The sequence below is a fragment of the Pseudomonas sp. LF020 genome, from assembly GCF_053456425.1.
On the sequence record NZ_JBRFIX010000004.1, the window covers coordinates 343,217 to 359,268 of the forward strand.

13 protein-coding genes are annotated in these 16,052 nt (G+C 61.7%); 5 read left to right on the forward strand and 8 right to left on the reverse strand.

The genetic code is table 11. The features are described 5' to 3' along the window. Positions 1–186 precede the first annotated feature (186 nt). From gltB to hemE, 3 genes are all read left to right on the forward strand, one after another. On the forward strand, positions 187–4,632 hold the full coding sequence (gltB, locus tag ACU680_RS12140) for a glutamate synthase large subunit (RefSeq protein WP_448179547.1): 4,446 nt from the start codon (positions 187–189) through the stop codon (positions 4,630–4,632). A 33-nt stretch (positions 4,633–4,665) separates the two neighbouring features. After that, a complete protein-coding gene (locus tag ACU680_RS12145) occupies positions 4,666–6,084 on the forward strand; it encodes an FAD-dependent oxidoreductase (protein ID WP_007909438.1) in 1,419 nt (472 codons plus the stop codon). A 247-nt stretch (positions 6,085–6,331) separates the two neighbouring features. Further along, positions 6,332–7,399, forward strand: a complete 1,068-nt coding sequence (gene hemE, locus ACU680_RS12150; RefSeq protein ID WP_007968321.1) for a uroporphyrinogen decarboxylase — start codon at positions 6,332–6,334, stop codon at positions 7,397–7,399. A 176-nt stretch (positions 7,400–7,575) separates the two neighbouring features. Here the strand turns inward: hemE and ACU680_RS12155 are convergent, their stop codons facing one another. Continuing rightward, positions 7,576–8,850: an MFS transporter gene (locus ACU680_RS12155; RefSeq protein ID WP_367082689.1), complete on the reverse strand. Its 1,275-nt coding sequence runs from the start codon at positions 8,848–8,850 to the stop codon at positions 7,576–7,578. A gap of 118 nt (positions 8,851–8,968) precedes the next feature. Here ACU680_RS12155 and ACU680_RS12160 point away from each other — a divergent pair, with 118 nt between their 5' ends. Continuing rightward, the gene (locus ACU680_RS12160; protein WP_448179548.1) at positions 8,969–9,871 is read left to right on the forward strand and encodes a LysR family transcriptional regulator; all 903 of its coding nucleotides are present in this window, start codon (positions 8,969–8,971) and stop codon (positions 9,869–9,871) included. A gap of 105 nt (positions 9,872–9,976) precedes the next feature. Here ACU680_RS12160 and ACU680_RS12165 read toward each other — a convergent pair whose 3' ends face one another. Beyond that, entirely contained in the window at positions 9,977–10,414 is a 438-nt protein-coding gene (locus ACU680_RS12165; RefSeq protein ID WP_367082692.1) for an excinuclease, read from the reverse strand. A 297-nt stretch (positions 10,415–10,711) separates the two neighbouring features. Between ACU680_RS12165 and ACU680_RS12170 the strand changes: the two genes are divergently transcribed. After that, positions 10,712–10,915: a helix-turn-helix domain-containing transcriptional regulator gene (locus ACU680_RS12170; protein WP_367082694.1), complete on the forward strand. Its 204-nt coding sequence runs from the start codon at positions 10,712–10,714 to the stop codon at positions 10,913–10,915. A gap of 109 nt (positions 10,916–11,024) precedes the next feature. Here ACU680_RS12170 and ACU680_RS12175 read toward each other — a convergent pair whose 3' ends face one another. From ACU680_RS12175 to ACU680_RS12200, 6 genes are read right to left on the reverse strand one after another with little or no spacing between them, the layout of a single operon-like run. Further along, the gene (locus ACU680_RS12175) at positions 11,025–11,828 is read right to left on the reverse strand and encodes a hypothetical protein (protein WP_448179549.1); all 804 of its coding nucleotides are present in this window, start codon (positions 11,826–11,828) and stop codon (positions 11,025–11,027) included. Between the two features lie 25 nt (positions 11,829–11,853). Beyond that, positions 11,854–13,080 (reverse strand): beta-ketoacyl-ACP synthase, encoded by a 1,227-nt coding sequence (locus tag ACU680_RS12180; RefSeq protein WP_448179550.1) that lies wholly within the window; start codon positions 13,078–13,080, stop codon positions 11,854–11,856. Further along, a complete protein-coding gene (fabG, locus tag ACU680_RS12185) occupies positions 13,080–13,808 on the reverse strand; it encodes a 3-oxoacyl-ACP reductase FabG (protein WP_448179551.1) in 729 nt (242 codons plus the stop codon). Before fabG ends, ACU680_RS12180 begins: the two co-directional genes overlap by 1 nt. After that, entirely contained in the window at positions 13,801–14,265 is a 465-nt protein-coding gene (locus ACU680_RS12190; protein ID WP_007967263.1) for a hotdog family protein, read from the reverse strand. The genes fabG and ACU680_RS12190 overlap by 8 nt, the downstream gene beginning before the upstream one ends. Further along, positions 14,262–15,458 (reverse strand): beta-ketoacyl-[acyl-carrier-protein] synthase family protein, encoded by a 1,197-nt coding sequence (locus ACU680_RS12195; RefSeq protein WP_448179552.1) that lies wholly within the window; start codon positions 15,456–15,458, stop codon positions 14,262–14,264. Before ACU680_RS12195 ends, ACU680_RS12190 begins: the two co-directional genes overlap by 4 nt. Further along, positions 15,455–15,940, reverse strand: a complete 486-nt coding sequence (locus ACU680_RS12200) for a hypothetical protein (RefSeq protein WP_448179656.1) — start codon at positions 15,938–15,940, stop codon at positions 15,455–15,457. Before ACU680_RS12200 ends, ACU680_RS12195 begins: the two co-directional genes overlap by 4 nt. Between the last annotated feature and the right edge of the window lie 112 nt (positions 15,941–16,052).

Sequence of the window (16,052 nt, forward strand, 5' to 3'; positions counted from 1 at the left end):
AAACCTTTCACAAATGCGACATAAATTTGCGACATTTCGTCGTCAAATTTGTGAGCGTCTGTGTCGCTGTGTACAATGACCACCCTTTTGCCCCCGCAAAGCCGGCGTACGTTCGGCGCGGTCAGCAAGTGGTTGAATTGAAAAGAAATTTGCCTCGAAAAGAGGCAGCCTGGTGAGAAAGTGTCTATGAAAGCAGGTCTGTACCAACCAGATGAATTCAAGGATAACTGCGGTTTCGGCCTGATAGCCCATATGCAGGGCGAGCCCAGTCATACCCTATTGCAAACGGCCATCGAGGCCCTGACCTGCATGACCCACCGCGGTGGGATTAATGCCGACGGCAAGACCGGTGACGGTTGCGGTCTGCTGATTCAAAAGCCTGACGCGTTCCTGCGTGCGATTGCCAAGGAAGCCTTCAGCGTCGAGCTGCCCAAGCAATATGCCGTGGGCATGGTCTTCTTCAACCAGGATCCGGCCAAAGCCGAAGCCGCTCGCGAGAACATGAACCGCGAGATCCTCGCTGAAGGCCTGCAACTGATCGGCTGGCGCAAAGTGCCGATCGACACCAGCGTCCTCGGCCGTTTGGCCCTCGAGCGCCTGCCGCAGATCGAGCAGGTGTACATCGGCGGTGAAGGCCTGAGCGATCAGGACATGGCGGTCAAGCTGTTCAGCGCCCGGCGTCGTTCGTCGGTGGCCAACGCCGCCGACACCGACCACTACATCTGCAGCTTTTCGCACAAGACCATCATCTATAAAGGCCTGATGATGCCGGCCGACCTGGCCGCGTTCTATCCGGACCTCGGTGACCAGCGCCTGCAAACCGCGATCTGCGTGTTCCACCAGCGCTTCTCCACCAACACCCTGCCGAAATGGCCGCTGGCTCAGCCGTTCCGCTTCCTCGCCCACAACGGCGAGATCAACACCATTACCGGTAACCGTAACTGGGCGCAGGCCCGTCGGACCAAGTTCAGCAACGATCTGATGGATCTGGAAGAGCTCGGCCCGCTGGTCAACCGTGTCGGTTCCGACTCTTCGAGCATGGACAACATGCTCGAACTGATGGTCACCGGTGGCATCGACCTGTTCCGTGGCGTGCGGATGATCATTCCGCCAGCGTGGCAGAACGTCGAAACCATGGACCCGGATCTGCGCGCGTTCTACGAGTACAACTCGATGCACATGGAGCCGTGGGACGGCCCGGCCGGCGTGGTCATGACCGATGGTCGCTACGCGGTGTGCCTGCTCGACCGTAACGGTCTGCGTCCGGCGCGCTGGGTCACCACCACCAACGGCTTCATCACCGTTGCGTCGGAAATCGGCGTCTGGAACTACCAGCCGCAGGACGTGATCGCCAAGGGCCGTGTCGGCCCGGGCCAGATTCTCGCCGTGGACACCGAAACCGGGCAGATCCTCGACACCGACGCAATCGACAACCGTCTGAAATCCCGTCATCCGTACAAGCAATGGCTGCGCAAGAACGCCCTGCGCATCCAGGCGACCATGGAAGACAACGACCACGGTTCGGCGTTCTACGACGTCGATCAGCTCAAGCAGTACATGAAGATGTACCAGGTCACGTTCGAAGAGCGTGATCAGGTGCTGCGTCCGCTTGGCGAACAAGGCTACGAAGCCGTCGGTTCGATGGGCGACGACACGCCGATGGCCGTGCTGTCGCAGCGCGTGCGCACGCCGTACGACTATTTCCGCCAGCAGTTCGCCCAGGTCACCAACCCGCCGATCGACCCGCTGCGTGAAGCGATCGTGATGTCGCTGGAAATCTGCCTCGGTGCCGAGCGCAACATCTTCCAGGAATCGCCGGAGCACGCCTCGCGCGTGATCCTCAGCTCGCCAGTGATCTCGCCGGCCAAGTGGCGCTCGCTGATGAACCTCGACCGCCCGGGTTTCGAGCGGCAGATCATCGACCTCAACTACGACGAAAGCGTCGGCCTCGAAGCGGCGATCCGCAACGTTGCCGATCAGGCTGAAGAAGCCGTGCGTGCCGGTCGTACCCAGATCGTTCTGAGCGACCGTCATATCGCGCCGGGCAAACTGCCGATCCACGCTTCGCTGGCCACCGGCGCGGTGCACCATCGCCTGACCGAGAAAGGCCTGCGCTGCGATTCCAACATCCTCGTGGAAACCGCCACCGCCCGCGATCCGCACCACTTTGCGGTGCTGATCGGTTTTGGCGCCTCGGCGGTCTATCCGTTCCTGGCCTACGAAGTGCTGGGCGACCTGATCCGTACCGGTGAAGTGCTGGGCGACCTCTACGAGGTGTTCAAGAACTACCGCAAGGGCATCACCAAAGGTCTGCTGAAGATCCTGTCGAAGATGGGCATCTCGACCATCGCCTCGTACCGTGGTGCGCAACTGTTCGAAGCCATCGGCCTGTCCGAAGAAGTGTGCGAACTGAGCTTCCGTGGTGTGCCGAGCCGTATCAAGGGTGCGCGTTTCGTCGACATCGAAGCCGAGCAGAAAGCCCTCGCTACCGAAGCCTGGAGTCCGCGCAAGCCGATCCAGCAGGGCGGTCTGCTGAAGTTCGTCCACGGCGGCGAATATCACGCTTACAACCCGGACGTGGTCAATACCCTGCAAGCCGCCGTGCAGCAGGGCGACTATGCCAAGTTCAAGGAATACACCTCGCTGGTGGATAACCGCCCGGTGTCGATGATTCGCGACCTGTTCAAGGTCAAGACCCTCGACACGCCGCTGGACATCAGTGAAGTCGAACCGCTGGAATCGGTGCTCAAGCGCTTCGACTCCGCCGGTATCTCGCTGGGCGCCCTGTCGCCGGAAGCCCACGAAGCCCTGGCCGAAGCCATGAACCGCCTCGGTGCGCGTTCCAACTCCGGCGAAGGTGGTGAGGATCCAGCACGTTACGGCACCATCAAGAGCTCGAAAATCAAGCAGGTCGCGACCGGTCGTTTCGGCGTCACCCCGGAATACCTGGTCAACGCCGAAGTGCTGCAGATCAAAGTCGCTCAGGGCGCCAAGCCGGGCGAGGGCGGGCAACTGCCGGGCGGTAAGGTCAACGGGCTGATCGCCAAGCTGCGTTACGCAGTGCCGGGCGTGACCCTGATTTCGCCACCGCCGCACCACGACATCTACTCGATCGAAGACTTGTCGCAACTGATCTTCGACCTGAAACAGGTCAACCCGAAGGCGCTGGTTTCGGTGAAACTGGTCGCGGAAGCGGGCGTCGGCACCATCGCCGCCGGTGTGGCCAAGGCCTATGCGGACTTGATCACCATCTCCGGTTACGACGGCGGCACCGGCGCTTCGCCGCTGACCTCGATCAAATACGCGGGCGCGCCATGGGAACTTGGCCTCGCTGAAACCCACCAGACCCTGCGCGGCAACGACCTGCGCGGCAAAGTCCGGGTGCAGACCGACGGCGGCCTGAAAACCGGCCTCGACGTGATCAAGGCGGCGATCCTCGGCGCCGAAAGCTTCGGCTTCGGTACAGCGCCAATGATTGCCCTGGGCTGCAAATACCTGCGCATCTGCCACCTGAACAACTGCGCCACCGGCGTTGCGACGCAGAACGAGAAGCTGCGCAAGGATCACTACATCGGCACTGTCGACATGGTGGTGAACTTCTTCACCTACGTCGCCGAAGAAACCCGTGAGTGGCTGGCCAAGCTCGGCGTGCGCTCCCTCGAAGAGCTGATCGGCCGCACCGATCTGCTGGAAGTCCTCGAAGGCCAGACCGCCAAGCAACACCACCTGGATCTGACCCCGCTGCTGGGCAGCGATCACATCCCGGCGGACAAACCGCAATTCTGCGGCGTTGAGCGCAACCCGCCGTTCGACCAGGGCCTGCTGGCCGAAAAAATGGTCGACATGGCGACCTCGGCGATCAACGACCTCAGCGGTGCCGAGTTCGAACTGGACATCTGCAACTGCGACCGTTCGATCGGCGCGCGGATCTCCGGCGAAATCGCACGCAAGCACGGCAATCAGGGCATGGCGAATGCGCCGATCACCTTCCGCTTCAAAGGCACGGCCGGTCAGAGCTTCGGCGTGTGGAACGCCGGCGGTCTGAACATGTACCTGGAAGGCGACGCCAACGACTACGTCGGCAAGGGCATGACCGGCGGCAAACTGGTCATCGTGCCGCCGAAGGGCAGCGTCTATCAGACTCAAAACAGCGCCATCATCGGCAACACCTGCCTGTACGGCGCCACCGGCGGCAAGCTGTTCGCCGCTGGCACCGCGGGCGAGCGTTTCGCTGTGCGCAACTCCGGTGCCCACACCGTTGTGGAAGGCACTGGCGATCACTGCTGCGAGTACATGACCGGTGGTTTCGTCTGCGTCCTGGGCAAGACCGGTTACAACTTCGGCTCTGGCATGACCGGCGGTTTCGCCTACGTGCTCGATCAGGACAACACCTTCGTTGACCGGGTCAACCACGAACTGGTGGAAATCCAGCGGATCAGCGGCGAGGCGATGGAAGCCTACCGCAGCCACCTGCAGAACGTGCTGAACGAGTACGTCAAGGAAACCGAAAGCGAGTGGGGTCGTGAACTCGCCGAAAACCTTGATGACTACCTGCGTCGTTTCTGGCTGGTCAAGCCTAAGGCTGCCAACCTGAAATCGTTGCTTTCCAGCACTCGTGCCAACCCGCAGTGATATGCGCCTGAAGAGTTTGATGAGGTTTTAACAATGGCTGAACGTCTGAATAACGACTTCCAGTTCATCGATGTCGGGCGCAAGGATCCGAAGAAGAAACTGTTGCGTCAACGCAAGAAAGAGTTCGTCGAGATTTACGAACCGTTCAAACCCCAGCAGTCGGCCGATCAGGCCCACCGCTGCCTGGGTTGCGGCAACCCGTATTGCGAATGGAAGTGTCCGGTGCACAACTTCATTCCCAACTGGCTGAAGCTGGTGGCCGAGGGCAACATCCTCCAGGCCGCCGAGCTGTCGCACCAGACCAACACCCTGCCGGAAGTCTGCGGCCGGGTGTGCCCGCAGGATCGTCTGTGCGAGGGTGCCTGCACCCTCAACGACGGCTTCGGCGCGGTGACCATCGGTTCGGTCGAGAAGTACATCACCGACACCGCGTTCGCCATGGGCTGGCGCCCGGACATGTCCAAGGTCAAACCGACCGGCAAGCGCGTCGCGATCATCGGTGCCGGCCCGGCGGGGCTGGGTTGTGCCGACGTGCTGGTGCGTGGCGGCGTGACCCCGGTGGTGTTCGACAAGAACCCGGAAATCGGCGGTCTGCTGACCTTCGGCATTCCCGAGTTCAAGCTTGAGAAGACCGTGCTGAGCAATCGTCGCGAAGTCTTCACCGGCATGGGCATCGAGTTCCGCCTCAACACCGAGGTCGGCAAGGACGTGACCATGGAGCAACTGCTCGCCGAATACGATGCGGTATTCATGGGCATGGGCACCTACACCTACATGAAGGGCGGTTTTGCCGGTGAGGATCTGCCGGGCGTCTATGACGCGCTGGACTTCCTGATCGCCAACGTCAACCGCAACCTGGGCTTTGAAAAGTCGCCGGAAGATTTCGTCGACATGAAAGGCAAGAAGGTCGTGGTACTCGGCGGCGGAGACACGGCGATGGACTGCAACCGCACCTCGATTCGTCAGGGCGCCAAGTCGGTGACCTGCGCCTATCGTCGTGACGAAGCGAACATGCCTGGCTCGCGCAAAGAGGTGAAGAACGCCAAGGAAGAAGGCGTGAAATTCCTCTACAACCGCCAGCCGATCGCGATCGTTGGTGAAGACAAGGTCGAAGGCGTGAAGGTGGTCGAGACCCGTCTCGGCGAACCGGACGCCCGTGGCCGCCGCAGCCCCGAGCCGATCCCGGGCTCCGAAGAGATCATCCCGGCCGACGCCGTGGTCATCGCGTTCGGTTTCCGTCCAAGCCCGGCGCCGTGGTTCGAACAGTTCGAAATCCAGACCGACAGCCAGGGCCGCGTCGTCGCGCCTGAGCAAGGTCAGTACAAGCACCAGACCAGCAACCCGAAAATCTTCGCCGGTGGCGACATGGTGCGCGGGTCCGACCTGGTGGTGACGGCGATCTTCGAAGGGCGCAATGCCGCCGAAGGGATCCTTGATTACCTGGGTGTTTAAACCCGTCTAGCTGACTGCAATGCAATACCTGTGGGAGCTGGCTTGCCAGCGATAGCATCACCTCGGTTAATCTGGCACACCGAGGTGTTCGCATCGCTGGCAAGCCAGCTCCCACAGTGTTTAGCGGTGTTGCAAAATCAGCATTCCAACGCAATAAATTGACCCGATAGACAAAAGGCTGACCTGCATCCGTGCCTTTTGCGTCGCGCTCTGAGAAAATGCCCGCACTTTTTTTCCGGATGCCGACATGACTGCCCTGAAGAACGACCGTTTCCTCCGCGCCCTGCTCAAGCAACCTGTAGACGTCACCCCGGTGTGGATGATGCGCCAGGCCGGCCGCTACCTGCCTGAATACCGCGCCAGCCGTGCCCAGGCCGGTGATTTCATGAGCCTGTGCATGAATCCGGAATTCGCTTGCGAAGTCACGTTGCAACCGCTCGACCGCTACCCGCAACTGGACGCGGCGATCCTGTTCTCCGACATTCTCACCATCCCCGATGCCATGGGCCAGGGCCTGTACTTCGAGACCGGTGAAGGTCCGCGCTTCAAGAAAGTCGTCAGCACCCTGGCCGACATCGAAGCGTTGCCGATTCCTGATCCACACAAAGACCTCGGCTACGTGATGGACGCGGTCAGCACCATCCGCCGCGAGCTGAATGGCCGTGTGCCGCTGATCGGCTTCTCCGGCAGCCCGTGGACCCTCGCCACTTACATGGTTGAAGGCGGCTCGTCGAAAGACTTCCGCAAGACCAAGGCGATGCTCTACGACAACCCGCAGGCCATGCACCTGCTGCTGGATAAACTGGCGCAGTCGGTGACCTCGTACCTCAACGGCCAGATCCAGGCCGGTGCGCAAGCGGTGCAGATCTTCGATACCTGGGGCGGCAACCTGTCGGCGGCGGCGTATCAGGAATTCTCCCTGGCGTACATGAAGAAAATCGTCAGTGGTCTGATCCGCGAGCACGACGGGCGCAAGGTGCCGGTGATCCTGTTCACCAAGAACGGTGGCCTGTGGCTGGAAAGCATCGCCGAGGCCGGCGCCGACGCACTGGGCCTGGACTGGACCTGCGACATCGGCAACGCCCGCGCCCGTGTCGGTGACAAGGTCGCGCTGCAAGGCAACATGGACCCGACCGTGCTCTACGCCAAACCGGAAGCGATCCGCACCGAAGTCGGGCGCATTCTGGCCAGCTACGGCAAGGGCAGCGGCCACGTGTTCAACCTCGGCCACGGCATCACCCCTGAGGTCGATCCGGAGCATGCCGGCGCGTTCCTGCGCGCGGTGCATGAGTTGTCGGCGCAGTACCACGAGTGATCGACGCGCAATAGAAAACGCCCGGCCAATGCCGGGCGTTTTTGTTTCCACAATTTAACGTCGGACGCGGATCAATTGTAGGAGTGAGCCTGCTCGCGATAGCGGTAAGTCAGTCGCCCGATGTGTTGGCTGACACACCGCTATCGCGAGCAGGCTCACTCCTACAGGGTTTTGTATCAGGCTTTGACACCCTGCAACGGCGGCAACTTCGCCAGTTTCAACGCCACCAGCAGCGCCACCAGCAACAGCGCACCAATGAACAACCCAATCCCGTTCCAGCCGCCCATATGCCAGAACACCCCGCCTGCCGTGCCGGCAATACTCGACCCGGCGTAATAGCTGAACAGGTACAACGACGACGCCTGGCCCTTGGCCTTCAGCGCCCGCCGGCCGATCCAGCTGCTCGCCACCGAGTGCGCGCCGAAGAAGCCGAAGGTGAAGATCAGCATGCCGACGATCACCAGCAACAGCGGCGTAAACATGGTGAGCGCAAGGCCGGCGAACATCAGCGCGATGGTTGCCCACAGCACTTTGCGCCGCCCCAGTTTGTCCGCCAGCGAACCGATCTTCGCCGAGCTGTAGATGCCCGACAGGTACACCACCGATAGCAAACCGACGAACACCTGATCGAGGTTGTACGGCGCGGCGAGCAGACGATAGCCGATGTAGTTGAACAGGGTGACGAAGGCGCCCATCAGCACGAACGCTTCAAGAAACAGCAGCGGCAGGCCGGCGTCGCGAAAGTGCATGGTGAAGCCATCAAGCAGGCTGCGTGGGTGCAGCGAGCGTGAGCGGAAGTTGCGCGACTCCGGCAGGATCTTCCAGAACACCGTCGCTGCGACCAGCGCCAGACCGCCAATCACCAGCATCGCCGTGTGCCAGCTGACAAAATCGATCAACACCCCGGTGATCAACCGCCCGCTCATCCCGCCAATCGCGTTGCCGCCGATGTACAGGCCCATCGCCAGACCGATGTGCTGTGGATGGATTTCCTCGCTCAGATACGTCATCGCCACCGCCGCCAGACCACTCAACGACAGCCCGATCAGCGCACGCATGATCAGCACACCGTGCCAGCTCGGCATCATCGAACTGGCGATGGTGCACAGCGCGGCAGCGAACAGCGCGGCGACCATCACCGGTTTGCGCCCGACGCGGTCGGAGATCGGTCCGGTGATCAGCAGACCGAAGGCCAGCATGCCGGTCGCCACCGACAGAATCAGGCTGCTCTGCGCGGCGTTGATCGAATACTCGTGAGACAGCAGCGGCATCATCGGCTGCACGCAATACAGCAAAGCGAAGGTCGCGAAGCCACCGCTGAACAGCGCGAGCACCGTGCGCATGAACATCGGCGTGCCTTTTTCGATGTAGATCTCATGCAGCTCGGCGATGACATCGTCCGTCGCGGCAGGCGGAACTTCATGGGCAAGAGGGGCGGCGGCGGTTTTCACATCAGACCTCGGAGGGCACGGCCAGGCAGGCAATGAAAAAATCATATAGCTGGCTAATGTTTCTATCCAATATATTGTTCGACCTGTTTGATAGCTTTAACGACCTAATGGGGTTTCCATGGAATTGCGTCATCTGCGCTACTTCATCGCCGTCGCCGAAGAACTGCATTTCGGCCGCGCCGCACAGGTGCTGGGGATCTCTCAGCCACCGCTGAGTCAGCAGATTCAGGCGTTGGAGCAAGAGGTCGGCGCGCGGTTGTTCGAGCGCACCAATCGTCGGGTCGAACTGAGTGAGGCCGGCCGATTGTTTCTGCAGGAGGCGCGGCTGGTGCTGGCGCAGGTCGACAAAGCCGCGGATGTCGCCCGGCGTGCGCAACTCGGCGAATTGGGTGAATTGAAGATAGGCTTCACCTCATCGGCGCCGTTCAACTCGACCATTCCCCAGGCGATTTTTGCTTTTCGTCAGCGTTTCCCGGCAGTCCACCTGAACCTGCGGGAGATGAGCAGCACCATGGTCGCGGACGCGCTGGTGGATGAGTCGATCGAAGTCGGCATCATGCGCCCGCTGGGCCTGCCGGATTCGCTGAGTGTGGTGGAGCTGATGCGTGAGCCGCTGGTGGCGGTGCTCGGCTCCAAACATCCGTTGGCGCAGGGCAGCGAGGAAGGCTTGTTCCTCTCGGCGCTGGCGCTGGAGCCGTTCGTGTTCTTTCCACGCAGCTATGGCAGCGGTTTGTATGCGCAACTGCTCAGTCTGGCCCGCGATGCCGGATTCAGTCCGCACTTCGCCCAGGAGGCGGGGGAGGCGATGACCATCATCGGACTGGTCGCAGCGGGGCTGGGAGTTTCGGTGTTGCCGGCGTCGTATCAGCGGATGCGTATTGATGGTGTGGTCTATCGACCACTGCTCGATCCGGAGGCGGTGTCGGCGGTGTGGCTGGTGCAGCGCAAGGATCAGAAATCGCCGATGGCCAAGGCGTTTGTCGAACTGCTGACACGCAAGGTTGAGCCTTCAAAAGCTTGATTGCTGCGCAATCAAATCGCGAGCAGGCTCGCTCCCACAGGGGAACGCATTCCAAGGTTGGAGCGAGCCTGCTCGCGAAGGCGTCAACTCAAACACCAACGCCCCTCAGGGCAACCGCACCAGATCCCCCTTCAACGCCACCCGCGTCACAAATACCCCGGCCCGGCACTCATAGGTATTCAAATCCTTGCGCACATGCTGGTCGTAATAACTGACGATATTGACCACCGCATTCGCCCCGACCCGCTTGGCGTCGGCCTGCAACTTGATCAGGTTCGACTGCAGCACCCATTCGCAGGAGTCGTGATCGCTCTTGTTGAAGCCGTTGGTCTTCAGATCACTGACCACATCCCGACGCAACAACTGCTGCGTGCCCTGCGGCCCGTTGCCGATCAGATAGAACTTCACACTGCCATCCAGCCGCCCGGCGCGAATCGCGTCCGAGAGCACCGTCTCGAACGGCATGTACATCAGGTTGGTGGCGTGGCTGGCGCCGGGCAATAGCCCGAGGAGCGTGGCGGCGATCAGGGCTTTCACTTGCATGGTCATCTCCTTGACGGTGAAAGAGAACCGCGAGTGCAGGGCTGATAGGCTCGCCGTTCAAGCAGGCGCGGTGCGACGGCCTGTCAGGACGAGTGTAGAGCTGAAATGAGCAGGGCGCCGAATAGTGCCCTTATGGCGAGAAAATTTATCCTCGCGTTATCGCGGATTTTAAGGTGATTGCGATCTGGACTACACAAGGTCAGTGCATTCCCTACAAAAACATCAGAAGTGATGTGCCTTGTGTGAATAACCTAAGGACGCTAATTTTCATAACGCCAGAAATCATCAAGAAAAAACATGATCGAAAAATTCACGAACTGGGACTCTATCGATTATTTGAAAAATGAAGAGGACTTGGTGAGCTATCTTGAGGTTTGCTTGGATGAAGCCGGGGGAGATCTTCGGTTCATCGCCAAAGTGCAAGAGACGATTGCCCGTGCCCGCCTCAAGATGTTGGGCGATGCCCAAAAATGTTCCCCCAAGGGGCTTGTGAGACTCTGAGGATCCTGGGCAACCAGCCATCACAGAGCCAGACAGGTGAACGGCGATGACAAGCCAACCTGTTTGTGAAAGGGCGCCGTAAGGCGTCCTTTGTCGTTTCTACAGTCAATCAATCAACGTGTGCCAAATCCCCACGCAACGCCACGCTCGACACTACGAGGCCCGCACGGCACTGGAATTTCTCGGTGTCTTTGTACAGGTCGCGCTGGTCGACGCTGGCGATGTTGATCACGGCGTTGGCGTCGGCTTTTTTCGCGGCATTCTGCAGGGTCGCGAGGGCCGATTGCAGGGCCCAGAAGCAGGCGTCGGTGTCGGATTTGTTCGAGCCGTTGGTCTTGCGGCTGCTGCTCACGGTGTCGAGTTTGCGTACCTGCTTTGGCAGGCTTTCGCCGGCCAGGTAGAACTTCACGCTGCCGTCCAGCAGGCCGGCGTCGGTGGCGCGTTTGACGCCCTCGCGAAAACTCAGGTAGGTCGGTTCGTCGGCGCCTTGCTTGACGATGCCCAGGTCGTTGACGAACTCGATGTCCGGGTTGATCGACAGTTCCTTGAGCACGTTGTCGCGCAGGCGGTTGACCCAACGGTTGTAGTTGCCGTGGATCTTGCCGTCCTTGGCGTCGAGGCCGTAGCTGCTGCGGTAGTCGATTTCAAACGAGGTCGGGCTGAACGGGATGTCGACTTCGGCGTGGTGACGGCCGCGTACGGTAATCGCCGCTTTGATCATGCCCGGGCGCACCGACTGCACCACCCACTGGCGGTCGTTGAGTGCGGTGACGATGGCGCGGCTCATCTGTTGCTGGGTGAAGCCGAGGTTGGGCGAGAACTCTTCCTTGGCGTTGTAAACCGGTTTGCTGGTGCAACCGCCGAGCACAAAGGCCAGGGCCAGCAGGGCGGCGATGCGGTGAAACTGAGTCATTCCCTTCACTCCAAACGTGTTGCGGTCAGTGCCAGCGGCGGAAAATCAACGAGGTGTTGACGCCACCAAAAGCGAAATTGTTGTTCATCACGTATTCGTGATGCATCTGGCGAAATTCGCCGCGCAGGTAATCGAGCTTGCCGCAGTGCGGATCGACTTCGTCGAGGTTGAGCGTGTGCACGTACAGGTCGCGATTGAGCATTTCGATGCTGAACCACGACTCCAGCGCGCCGCAGGCCCCCAGCGTGTGGCCGAGGAAACTCTTTTGCGAGCTGATCGGCATGTGTTCGCCGAACAGACTGCTGGTCGCCAGTGTTTCGGCAATGTCGCCCTGTTCTGTAGCGGTGCCGTGACCATTGACATAACCGATGGCATCCGGCGCAAGCCCGGCATCTTCCAGTGCCAGTTCCATCGCGCGACGCATGGTCACCTGCTCGGGGCGGGTGGTGTGCTGGCCGTCGGCGTTGCTGCCGAAACCGACAATCTCGGCGTGGATCCGCGCCCCGCGCGCCAGCGCATGCTCCAGCTCTTCGAGCACCAGCATGCCGCCACCTTCGCCGATCACCAGACCGTCGCGGCCCTTGTCGTACGGACGTGGGCTGGTCTGTGGCGCGTCGTTTTTCAGGCTGGTGGCGTAGAGCGCGTCGAAGACCATGGCTTCGGTCGGGCACAGCTCTTCGGCACCGCCGGCGAGCATCAGCGGCAGCCGTCCGAACTTGATCGCTTCATACGCGTAGCCGATGCCCTGACTACCACTGGTGCAGGCGCTGGACGTCGGGATCAGGCGTCCGGTGAGGCCGAAAAAAATGCTGATGTTGGCCGCGGTAGTGTGCGGCATCATCCGCACATAGGAGTTGGCATTGAGCCCCTCGGCCACCGAGTTGAGCAGCATGTTGCCGAACGCCTTGATCTCGTCGGTGCTGCCGGTGGACGAGCCGCAGGCCACGCCCATGCGCCCGTCCTTGATGGTTTCGTCACCGAGCAGGCCGGCGTCGGCCAGCGCCTGTTCCGCCGCACCCACCGCCAGCCGTGACACCCGGCCCATGCTGCGCAGTTGCTTGCGGGTCCAGTGCGGCGGCACGACAAAATCATCGATCGGCCCGGCCAGGCGGGTGTTGAGTTCGCTGAAGCGGTCCCACTCGTCCATCCGGCGGATGCCGCTGCGGTTGGCCGCAAAGTTGCCGGCGATGGCCTGCCAGTCGCTGCCCAGCGAAGTGATGCCGGCCATGCCGGTGACGACGACGCGCTTCATCAGCACAAGCCTCCGTTGACCGCCAGAACCTGGCGGGTGATGTACGAGGCTTCCGCCGACATCAGGAAATTCACTGCAGCAGCGACCTCTTCCGGGGTGCCCATGCGTTGTGCGGGGATCATTTTCATCAGTTCTTCCACCGGCACGTTTTCGTCCAGCATCGCCGTATCGATCAGGCCCGGCGCGACGCAGTTAACCGTGATTTTGCGCTTGCCCAGTTCGATCGCCAACGCCTTCGCCGCGCCGATTACCCCGGCCTTGGAGGCGCTGTAGTTGACCTGGCCACGGTTGCCGATCAAACCCGACACCGAAGTGATGCAAACGATCCGACCGGCGGCACGACGGCGGATCATCGGCATCATCACCGGGTGCAGGACGTTGTAGAAACCGTCGAGATTGGTGCGCAGCACCACGTCCCAATCATCATCGCTCAGCGCGGGGAAGGCGCCGTCGCGGGTCAGCCCGGCGTTGAGTACCACGCCGTAATAGGCGCCGTGGGTTTCGACGTCGGCTTCAAGGATGGTTTTGCAGGTTTCGCGGTCGGCAACGTCGAACTGCAGGATGCGCGCGTTGCGGCCCAGCGCTTCGATTTCAGCTTTCACCGCTTGGGCTTCAGCCATGCCGCTGCGGCAATGCAGGACGATGTCATGCCCGGCCTGCGCCAGACGCAAGGCAATGGCGCGGCCGATGCCACGGCTGGAGCCGGTGACCAGTACGGATTCAGTCATCATTCGACTCCCGGTTTTGTTCAAGGTATTGGCTGGGCTGCGGCGGGCGGAACACGTTCAAGCGTGCGCTGGCCTCGATGCCGGGCCCGTGGATGTGGCATTCGAACACGCCCATGCCGTTGTCGTCTTCCAGCGAGCGGATGCCGTGGATGGTCAGTTCGCTGCCGGCCGCAAACGCCTCGACGTTGCACTCGAATTTGCGCGTGCCGAGGAGGAAACCCAGCTCCACCGGATTGCCCTTCTGCCGCGCATGGCAACCGGCGAACGCGGCAACGCTTTGCGCCATCAGCTCGACACCGACCCACGCCGGCAGGCTGCCGTCGGGCAGGTTGAACAAGCCGTCGGGCTTGACCGTGAGGCGGGTGTGGATCTGTTCCTCGTCGAAACTGAGGATGCGGTCGATCAGAATCATGTCGCCAGCGTGGGGCAGCAGTTCGGCGAGCGGCCAGTCGTTCATGGGGCGTCTCCGATAATCAGGCTGACGTTGTTGCCGCCGAAGGCAAACGAGTTGCTCATCAGGTAGCGGGGTGCAATGGACGACAGGCGTTCGCTCGCGGTCACCCACTTCAACGCCGGCAAATCGGGGTCGGGCTGGGCATCCCAGACGTGTGGCGGCAAGGCGTGTTGCGGGTTGTCGGTGCTCAGGCTCAGCCAGCAGAACGCCGCTTCGAGGGCGCCGGCCGCGCCGAGGGTGTGGCCGGTCATCGGCTTGGTCGACGAGCAGGCCACGCCTTCAGGAAACAGCGTGGCGACCGCCAGACTTTCCATCGCATCGTTGTGCTGGGTCGCGGTGCCGTGCAGGTTCAGGTAGCTGATTTGCGCCGCTTGCAACTGTGCGCGGCTCAAGGCTTTCTGCATCGCTTGCAGGGCGCCGCGGCCGCTCGGTTCCGGCGCGGAAATGTGGTGCGCGTCGGAGCTGGCGCCGCTGCCGAGCAGGGCGATGCCCGCGCCGTCGCCGCGTTGCTTGCTCATCAGAAACAGCACCGCCGCTTCGCCGATATTGATGCCATTGCGGTTGGCCGAGAACGGATTGCAGCGCTCGTCGGACACCGCTTCCAGTGCGCTGAAACCGTTGAGCGTCAGTTTGCACAGGCTGTCGACGCCGCCGCACAGCACCGCATCGCACAGGCCCAGATCGAGCAGGCGCTGGGCGCTCATCAACGCCCGAGCGCTGGACGTGCAGGCGGTGGAAATCACATAGGCCGGGCCGCTGAGTTGCAGCCAGTCGGCGAGAAAATTCGCCGGGGCGCCGAGTTCCTGTTGCCGATAGTCGTACTCGGTGGGGAACTGCTGCTCGCGAAGGTAATGCGCCAACCCGCGACTGGCTTCGTCGATCCCCGAAGTGCTGGTGCCGAGTACCACGCCGATACGCTCGCGACCGTAAGTCTGGATCGCCCGGTCGATGTCCTCGCGAATCTGCAGCGCGGCTTCCAGCAGCAGTTGATTGTTGCGGCTGCTCTGCTCGGCCAGTTCGGCCGGAATCGCCGCCAGCTCACCGTGCACCGCCGCTACCGGCAACTCACGCCCGGCCACCCAGCCGGGCTCGCGGCGCATGCCCGAGCAGTCACCGGCAAACAGGTTGTGCGCGACCTGGTGCTTGTCGCGGCCCAGCGCGCAGATCACGCCGAGGGCATTGAGGTAGGCAGTCATGGCGTCGGTTCACCGAGGGGAGAAACCCGATAGTGCGGGCCTTGGGGCAGATTCAATTGGAAACTCAACGGTTGTGCATAACGGATCGTCCAGCGCGGCGCGAGCGTACGTTGCTCGCCCTGCTGCTGCGCGGTGGGGTAATTGCGCACCAGCTCGCCGGACGGGGTCAGGGCGAACAGCAACGCGGCAAACAGCTCCCGGGCTTCCGGGTTGGGCGGCAGCAGCCCGTCGGCCTGCCAGTGCCCATCGATCAGTTGCTGACGGGCCTGGGGAATGCCCAGCGGATCCATCATCGACCAGCGGATGCCAGGGCCTTCGCGCTGGATCACCAACAGCCAGTCCTGACGTTGATCGGCCTGTTGGCGTTCGATGTGCAGTTGCAGCGGCAATGGCAGCGTCGGGCTGCTCGCGGGCAACGGCGCCTGGCTGGCGCAACCACTCAGCAGCAGAGAGCAGAGCGCCAATATCAGCCACCCCAGAATCCCTGTGGGAGCTGGCTTGCCAGCGATGGCTTTGGCACATCCAAAATTGAGTCCGACTGACCCACCGCTATCGCTGGCAAGCCAGCTCCCACAGGGGGACAGGTGTGCAGGT

Coding starts and splice junctions, on each gene's coding strand:
- hemE (WP_007968321.1), top strand. CDS start 6,332: ATGACTGCCCTGAAGAACGACCGTTTCCTCCGCGCCCTGCTCAAGCAA.
- ACU680_RS12170 (WP_367082694.1), top strand. CDS start 10,712: ATGATCGAAAAATTCACGAACTGGGACTCTATCGATTATTTGAAAAAT.
- ACU680_RS12195 (WP_448179552.1), bottom strand. CDS start 15,458: ATGACTGCCTACCTCAATGCCCTCGGCGTGATCTGCGCGCTGGGCCGC.
- ACU680_RS12165 (WP_367082692.1), bottom strand. CDS start 10,414: ATGCAAGTGAAAGCCCTGATCGCCGCCACGCTCCTCGGGCTATTGCCC.
- gltB (WP_448179547.1), top strand. CDS start 187: ATGAAAGCAGGTCTGTACCAACCAGATGAATTCAAGGATAACTGCGGT.
- ACU680_RS12175 (WP_448179549.1), bottom strand. CDS start 11,828: ATGACTCAGTTTCACCGCATCGCCGCCCTGCTGGCCCTGGCCTTTGTG.
- ACU680_RS12180 (WP_448179550.1), bottom strand. CDS start 13,080: ATGAAGCGCGTCGTCGTCACCGGCATGGCCGGCATCACTTCGCTGGGC.
- ACU680_RS12160 (WP_448179548.1), top strand. CDS start 8,969: ATGGAATTGCGTCATCTGCGCTACTTCATCGCCGTCGCCGAAGAACTG.
- ACU680_RS12145 (WP_007909438.1), top strand. CDS start 4,666: ATGGCTGAACGTCTGAATAACGACTTCCAGTTCATCGATGTCGGGCGC.
- ACU680_RS12190 (WP_007967263.1), bottom strand. CDS start 14,265: ATGAACGACTGGCCGCTCGCCGAACTGCTGCCCCACGCTGGCGACATG.
- fabG (WP_448179551.1), bottom strand. CDS start 13,808: ATGACTGAATCCGTACTGGTCACCGGCTCCAGCCGTGGCATCGGCCGC.